Annotated in this window: 7 protein-coding genes; 3 read left to right on the top strand and 4 right to left on the bottom strand. The window is 53.3% G+C overall.

The window, feature by feature from the left end; translation table 11 throughout:
* Window positions 1-431 precede the first annotated feature (431 nt).
* From GRI58_RS15320 to GRI58_RS15335, 4 genes are all read right to left on the bottom strand, one after another.
* Window positions 432-1,655 (bottom strand): tyrosine-type recombinase/integrase, encoded by a 1,224-nt coding sequence (locus tag GRI58_RS15320; protein ID WP_160754490.1) that lies wholly within the window; start codon window positions 1,653-1,655, stop codon window positions 432-434.
* A 269-nt stretch (window positions 1,656-1,924) separates the two neighbouring features.
* Window positions 1,925-3,022 carry a tyrosine-type recombinase/integrase gene (locus GRI58_RS15325; RefSeq protein WP_160754491.1) on the bottom strand — a complete coding sequence of 366 codons (1,098 nt, stop codon included), beginning with the start codon at window positions 3,020-3,022 and terminating at the stop codon, window positions 1,925-1,927.
* A 136-nt stretch (window positions 3,023-3,158) separates the two neighbouring features.
* On the bottom strand, window positions 3,159-3,452 hold the full coding sequence (locus tag GRI58_RS15330) for a helix-turn-helix transcriptional regulator (protein ID WP_160754492.1): 294 nt from the start codon (window positions 3,450-3,452) through the stop codon (window positions 3,159-3,161).
* Between the two features lie 48 nt (window positions 3,453-3,500).
* A complete protein-coding gene (locus GRI58_RS15335) occupies window positions 3,501-4,778 on the bottom strand; it encodes an AAA family ATPase (RefSeq protein ID WP_160754493.1) in 1,278 nt (425 codons plus the stop codon).
* Between the two features lie 448 nt (window positions 4,779-5,226).
* On the opposite strand from GRI58_RS15335, the gene GRI58_RS15340 reads away from it, so the two are divergent.
* The 3 genes from GRI58_RS15340 to GRI58_RS15350 all read left to right on the top strand — a co-directional run bounded on the left by GRI58_RS15340 (window position 5,227) and on the right by GRI58_RS15350 (window position 6,962).
* Window positions 5,227-5,817 (top strand): recombinase family protein, encoded by a 591-nt coding sequence (locus GRI58_RS15340; protein ID WP_160754494.1) that lies wholly within the window; start codon window positions 5,227-5,229, stop codon window positions 5,815-5,817.
* A gap of 118 nt (window positions 5,818-5,935) precedes the next feature.
* Window positions 5,936-6,325, top strand: a complete 390-nt coding sequence (locus GRI58_RS15345; RefSeq protein WP_160754495.1) for a hypothetical protein — start codon at window positions 5,936-5,938, stop codon at window positions 6,323-6,325.
* 67 nt (window positions 6,326-6,392) lie between these two features.
* Window positions 6,393-6,962 (top strand): hypothetical protein, encoded by a 570-nt coding sequence (locus GRI58_RS15350; RefSeq protein WP_160754496.1) that lies wholly within the window; start codon window positions 6,393-6,395, stop codon window positions 6,960-6,962.
* The last annotated feature ends 247 nt before the right edge of the window (window positions 6,963-7,209 follow it).

Here is a 7,209-nt window from a genome sequence, read left to right on the forward strand (position 1 = left end):
CATCTACGCAAACACAGTCGTGAAACGCGACCAGCCCTGGATCACAAAACCTAGATCCTGCTAATGGTTGCTGAGGGCGCGGCGTTTTTGAACTAACCCGCAGGCACTCTTGCCTCTCTCATTGCCGGACGCCCGCTGGCGCACTGATCGCGCGCGCAGGGCGTCCGGCTGTTTCGCGCCGCGCAAGGGTGCCGTTGTTTGTGCGGATCGCTGACGCGATCCTTTAGCGGGAACGTCAAGGGCTTCGCCCTCTCGTTCCCGAAACCGCAAATAGACGCCCCCGGGTGGCGGGCTGACGCCCGCTGGCCCGCGCCAGGGCATCGATTTGCGGTTTTCCCTCCCCCTCCCATCCTCGCCGGAAGGCAGGCGGCATGGCGAAAGCCATGTGCGCCGATTAATCTATCTTTAAAAGGCGGGACTTGATCCGCCTCTTAACAGCCTAGGGCTGCTAGCTTTCTGTCCCAGGCATCGAGCGCCGCGCGTTTTTCAGCGTCGTACTTATAGCGATTGTAGATGCCCGCGACCCCTGCCCTTGTACCACTGATATGATTGAGCACGGATTCGGTAACTTCGACGGGAATGCCGAGGGACTGCAAATTGGTCGCACCTGTTCTGCGAATATCGTGCAGACGCCAGTTCGGTATATTCACTAGATCGGGATCGCCTCCCTCCTCAATCCGACGCGCCTTCAGATAGGCGAGCATGTCCTCCGTGAGCGATCTCTTGCCTTTGAAGAAGCCCGAGACCGGGGTTGATCCCGTGGTCGTGAATATCAGTCCTTTCCTCGCTGGCGTAAGTCTCTTGAGCTCGGCCATCGCAAGGTTTGAAAGCGGGATGATATGTTCCTCATCGTTCTTTGCTCGCGCTGCTGGTAGGATCCATTTGCGCGCTTCCAGATCGACCTCGGACCAATCCATTTCCGCAACTTCCTGACGACGTTGCATGGTGAGGATCAGCATTCGGACGAACGGACCCCACGGCCAGCCTGCCTTCTCGCTTGCCTTCCATAATGCGACAACTTCTTCGTCGCTCAGCACCCGCCGTCGAGCCGGTACTGCTTTGGGTGCTTTCATGCCCAAGAGCGGTGAGGCGTCGATATCCTGACGATCGAGCGCCCAGTTGAAGAGCTTGCGCAGTACCGAATGAATTTCTTTGCGCCGAGCGGGTCTGTCAGAATACTCATCCAACACCTTGACGATGTCGGCACGCGTTATTTCGTTGAGAGCCATGTTCCCCCAACGAGGCACAACCACATTCTCCAGAGTTTGGTTGGCTGCCTTCCAAGTGCCCCTCCACCTGTCCTTGAGATACAGCTCTGTGAATCTTGCGCAGTAGGAAGAGAACTTCAGCGCCTCTTTTTTCCGTTTTGCTTCGCGTTTTGCTTCGACCGGATCAATGCCCTGATAGACCTGCACAAGCAGCTTTTCGGCTTCCCTTCTTGCGGTGTTGGGTGTCCAGGGACTGCCGACAGGACCAATCGTCTTGCGCCGTGCCGGTCCTCCATCGACGCGATATTGGAACACAAAAGATTGTGATCCAGCCGGGGTCGTGCGCAAACCGAAGCCCTTGAGCCTTGTGTCCCACACGTAAATGTCGCGCTTTTGATCGGGTTTGATTGACCTGACTGTTCGAATGGTGATCGACTGATTTGCCATTGTGAGACGCTCTCCCACGTAATCGCCACGTAATCAGATGTAAGAAAGTCGTGGCGTAGGTTAGACTAATCCACGGTAGAACAACTCCAACCGTTTCAAATCTTTGAGCGTAGTTTGGCGTACAAAAAGAAGAGAACGAAAAGTGTACAGATCGCGCTCTTAATCAGCGGGTCCTAGGTTCGAGCCCTAGTGCGTCCACCACATTCTTCATCCGTAAATTTATGTATCGGACCGAATGTGACACATTCATTCCGACAATTCCTTTGAGCTCATTCCGACAAATCTCTTTCTGATCCGACAATTTGATCAATGTGAGCACGCCTGCGAATGGCAATCTGACGCGCCTTTTCTTCGCTCGCCTTGTTGTAGATTGCGGCCGTGTTGAGCTGCTTATGACCGGAAATCGAACGGATGTCGGCCTCGCCCGCGTCACCAATCTCGGTGGCGCCACCATGGCGAAATCCAGTGAAGGTCATCTTCTTCGGTAGCCCCGCCGCTTCGCAAATTTTGCGATGCACTGTAGAAACTCGTCTGTGCGTGTAGGGCGTCCCAGTCCTTTCCTCGATTACGATCACTCCCGATAATGCCGCTGGACGCACGCGAGCGAGCTGCGCTTCAAGCTCTGGATAGAAATCCAAGGATTCCCCATTCTCAGATTTCTCAGAAAGAGGGATAGTAATCTGATTATCCGTTTTGGATTGGCGCACCTTGATTTTCTCGCCTGGCGTATAATGCTCCCAACGAAGACCAATATCGGTTTCTTTGACCTTCGCCTTGGAGGGATCCTGCCTCGGATTGGGGATTGCGAAAACATCCCATACCCTCTGGACCAATTCGAACGCCAGCATGGCAGCGGTCGCCATGGATTCGAATCCGAGTTCTCGGGCTTTATCGCAATAGAGCATGAGCTCCGCCCGTGAAGTGGGCCGAGTACCAGCGGATGTGTACGTTTTGCGCATCCCTGCAAATGGGTTTTGCTGAGCTGGAATACCGGTCTTCTCTGGGAACCTGTTAGCCCAGTTCCAGACCGCTCTACATACTTGAACCATATAGACAGCTTGGCGACGTCCACGTGGTTCGAATATCTTGAACAGTTGCTCGGTTACGGTCGCAGTCACAGCAGAGGCCCTGCGCTGACCAAATGTGCCGTTCTGCATCTCAATGGCACACACCGCATTCATCAACTTGCGATAATCGCTCTGTGTTTTCGGAGTGTTTTTTGTGAAAACCTCTTCATGACAATACCAATCGAAGAGCCAAGACACGGTGCCGGGCAAAAATCGATCGGGACGCAACTGGTTCACCCGCCATCCGTCCAGTGCTTCGTTTAACACGTTTGCTCGAGTTATCGCCGTGGCCAAATCCATGCCCAATGGCGTCGATCGGACTGGGCATGGCTGTCCATTTCTCTCGACCGGAGGACGAGCCCAAGTAGGTAACTCCCAGAAAAACGCCTTACCGCCTTTCAGAAGTTTCGCGCGGGTGTAACGAGGCAGATCAACCTTAGGCAAAGCTAAAGTCTCCCTCGATACCTTCGGAGCCATTGTTGAAAGCTTCCTCGAGCGCTGCGTCGAGTTGAGAGCGCAGCACAATGAAGGTACCCTTCGGTCCTAAGCGACGTCGAACCAACTTTCCTGAATTGATAAGCTCATCAAGGTGTTTTCTTGAAAATCCGGTGTAGGTTTGGGCATCGCTCAAATTCATTGCGATCGGCAGAAATATCGAATCCGGTATTTGGGTCTCAGCAAGCGACCCGCCCGTAGCGTCGAATTGGGAAGCCTTGTGGTGAAAACTCAATTTTTCCTCCCTGGGAGTGCATTCACACACCCCCAGGGGCTCAAATTTTTATCTTCCTTCCGTCAGGATCTTTCGCGCGCTTGCCAAGTCGCCGCGATCAAAACCTTGCCGGTAATAGTGTATCCCATTCTTGTTCTGAATTTGATGGAGGCACCATGCGAAGCCTCCGTGAGGAGCCTTGCCTGGATCGTGCCTAGGATTACCGTCCATCTGGATAAATGGATCGTTGGCGGAGCTTTCTTCGAATTTCTTGCTCAGTTCACGGAATGTGACGCGACCACGTGCCGAATTATCAAATAGCTCAGACACAAGATCGAACACGGCGGACAGGCGACTTATCTCCTCGTCGCTGTACATTCTCACGATCTCGCCTCCCTCGGAGATCCTGGGTGCCAAGCTTGTGATGTCTTTGAAGGCGGCGCCCTCAATCCTCTGCAAATAGCGGGGCGTTCGGCTAGCTTGATAGCTATTAGCTTTGACGACATTCACGATCAGGATGTCGCGACGATCGATACCCTGAATGCGACCCAAGTTCTCTTCTTCATGAGCGAGGCGCACCTCGACAACGCTTCGGGGGGTCGTCGACCACATCGCAGACCCACGAAGGCGCGCCACCGCGTTAATTTGCGGATTGTCAGGATCAAACTTGTTGTCCTTCAGCGTGTGTCCGATGATTGCCCAGAAGAGACTCTGGCGAACGCAAAGCCTATTCAAATAGAACAGAAAATTTGTCGTTGCTTCAGCGTTGGTCGTCTCGAACCCAGCCATCGTCGTCGCAGAGTCCATAATAACTCCAACGATCCGATCACGAGGAGAAGCTGTCGAGTTCCACTCCTCAATGTAAGCTTCGATCTCTTTGAGTGTTCTGGTCGGCTCCCACTCTCGGGTGTCTCCTCGAAAGAACAGGCAAGGGTTTTTCGCATCGAACTCCGCACTGGTCATGCTCAAGAACGGAACGATATGGATGCGCGAGCAGATCTCTTCTTGGATTTCAGTGTCGACCTGGAGTGACGATACAATTCCGCCCAAACGTCGCATGAGATCTCCCCAGAGGTCCTCCGCAGATAAGACTAAGATCCGGCCACACACATTGACGTTCTCTTCAAGCCACTTGTGCGGCTCGTTGCCCAGAGGTCTCGCAATTTGCGCGGCTAAAGTTAGAAGAAGTTGAGTTTTGCCGGTCGCGCCCGCCCCGAACCAAATTGATGTGCCTATAGCAGGTAGGAACCCGTCTACGGCCCATTCCATGGGATACGTTGATTTTATCGCATCGGCTGCCGCGTATCCATCGCGCTTGAGCTTTGAAATCCAAGATTCTTCAGTCATTTTCATCTCCTAGGTTGGAACGCCCCTAGGACGGATCCGTGAATCTCAAATTACTTCTGAGAGTGTAATTATCGAGCTTCGTCTCACAGCTCATCGCTTTTCAGCTGGCGTGTTAACTGTTGCGAAGGTTTCTTGCCCGAGAGGAGAAGTGGGGTGGGTGAGTCGTCTCGTAGGGCGAGTGATCACCACCCCATCTTCTCCTGCGCTGCGGTCAGTCTCGATTAAAAGTGATAGGTGCGCAGCAGCCCAAGCTCTTCGCCGCAAGCAGATATAACCTACTCATCGTTATCGTAGGCGAGCAACCTGCAGATACTGGCCCTTTGGTCCAAAACTTCCAAGCTTTGATCCAGCCGCTCTGCCAACCTTCCGGTTAGGTCAGAACTTAGCCTTTCGCTCATTGAACTAGGTTCGAAGGAGAAGGGGTAGGTTTTGAACTAGGAAGAAAATTATGAGTCGCATTGCGTACTATCGGGTATCGACGAGCGAGCAGTCAGTTGATGCGCAAAGGGCCGCGCTTGGAGGTTCTTTTGATCGAGAGTTTTTGGATGAAAGAGTCAGCGGTGCAACGCTTGCTAGCGATCGCCCAGGGTTCTCTGCGATGCTCGACTACGTCCGAGATGGTGATACTCTTTTCATAGCGGCTGTGGACCGGCTGGGTCGTGATGCGCTGGATATCCAACGAAACGTACGCACGCTCATAGAGAAAGGCGTCACAGTCGACGTACGCGGTCTCGGTCCGATTGCCCGCGGTGTGGGAGAGCTCGTTGTAGCGGTCCTTGCGCAAATCGCTCAGATGGAGAGGGATCGAATTATAGAACGATGCGATGCAGGTCGCATCGCGGCTCGTGCTTCACTAGCCGCAACGGGAATGACCCACCGCGGGAAGGCGAGCCTTGGCCGCCGTCCGGTCGCAGATCCTCAAGAAATCGTGACCTGGCGCACCGTGAATCACGCGAGCATTGCTGACACCGCGGCTCATTTTCAAGTTAGCGCATCTACCGTCAAGCGTGCCTTTCGAAATCACACCGATCCGCCCTAGCCTGAGATTAGCCAAGGCTTGCTAGAGAATGACGGGAATTATCGGCGCCCCGCCCAAAAGCTGCCATTCCGGAATCGACACAATTGCGGACTCCCGTTGTTTGGCCCAGACGTCAGTAATGAGCGCGAGCAAATTTGTCAGCGGAGTCGGGTTGATTGCGATTGTATGCGTGTGGGTCAGTTTTCTGTTCACTGGTGAACAGCAATTGCCGATTGAAGTGGCTAACGGACTGTATTTCAATCCCTGCTGCGGAAAAATTTCCATTAGAGATGGATTTATCGCAATGGCGGATCGACGCATTAGATACGTGGTTGAAGAGGATAAAGTCGGAGCATATGTCTTACCAAGGCAATATATCGGGGTTTCCAATAAAAGAGTTGTAATCAATTCAAAAGCATATCCTTTAAAACTACGTCTAGATAACCCAGTTACTCCTCATACTATTGATTTGGTCGATCTCAGTTCTGGTGGGTACTCTTATTCGTTTCGAAGGGTAAACGGCAGCTAACCCCAACGTTGCGGTCATTGAAAGGGTGTGCAACATCGAGAATGTGTTTGCGCCGATCCTCTTGCTCATGGCAGCTCAAGACCCTAGCGCATTAGGGTTGGACCGCATAACAGCCCAAGAAGCTGCGAACCGCCTTATGAAGTGCGGTCTCGGGCCTGTGACAATTCGTTGGAATGATCCCAATAGCGGTGGCGAGGACATATTAGTCGCTACGGAAGTGAAATCGGCGACTGATGAACAACTGAGGTGCGCTGACAAGGCGATCAGTTATTACACTGTTGAACTGTCACCAGAAATAGACCGCCGTTTTCATGCCTTGCGTGAGGACCGCTTAGCGCCAGTATTCCAAGAGCAAGCTCGCTCGTGGCTCTCTGCCAGAGGTTTACTGAAACGGCTTCCGAAATACCAAGCGGGAGTAACGGATGACGGTGCGTTCACGCGCCAGATTGAGACCTTGTGTGGCCCTCATGCGAAAGGCGCATTTCAATCGACGTTTGGCTACCACGTCTTAAGTCCCGATTGGGTAAAGCGTGAGTTGGCTCCTCCCGACAAGGGGAATCAAGTCCTGGCGTGTTTAATGAACGCGACGAGGGCTACCGGCTTTGATTTCGGCTTCATCGGAAATGAGGCTGACTAGCGACAGCTTCCCCCTAATTGCAGACGCTCGCGTCGTTCGGTGGTCGCTCCACAAGCGGACTGGCAGCTTCGATAACTTCGAGCCCAAAACCGGACCAGCAGCTAGCGACAACATTGCGGACATTAGGCTCAGTTACCATAGGTACGCGTATGTTTCCCAAGTTCGTCGCCGGTCGCGGCCTGAGAGTTCTCGTCTCAGCGATCATCTTGCTTTCTGTCGCCAGTTGCGCTCACCGCGCGAGCAAAGT

The sequence above is a fragment of the Qipengyuania algicida genome (assembly GCF_009828025.1).
GTDB lineage: Bacteria > Pseudomonadota > Alphaproteobacteria > Sphingomonadales > Sphingomonadaceae > Qipengyuania > Qipengyuania algicida.

Coding starts and splice junctions, on each gene's coding strand:
- GRI58_RS15320 (WP_160754490.1), bottom strand. CDS start 1,655: ATGGCAAATCAGTCGATCACCATTCGAACAGTCAGGTCAATCAAACCC.
- GRI58_RS15325 (WP_160754491.1), bottom strand. CDS start 3,022: ATGGATTTGGCCACGGCGATAACTCGAGCAAACGTGTTAAACGAAGCA.
- GRI58_RS15335 (WP_160754493.1), bottom strand. CDS start 4,778: ATGACTGAAGAATCTTGGATTTCAAAGCTCAAGCGCGATGGATACGCG.
- GRI58_RS15340 (WP_160754494.1), top strand. CDS start 5,227: ATGAGTCGCATTGCGTACTATCGGGTATCGACGAGCGAGCAGTCAGTT.
- GRI58_RS15345 (WP_160754495.1), top strand. CDS start 5,936: ATGAGCGCGAGCAAATTTGTCAGCGGAGTCGGGTTGATTGCGATTGTA.
- GRI58_RS15350 (WP_160754496.1), top strand. CDS start 6,393: ATGGCAGCTCAAGACCCTAGCGCATTAGGGTTGGACCGCATAACAGCC.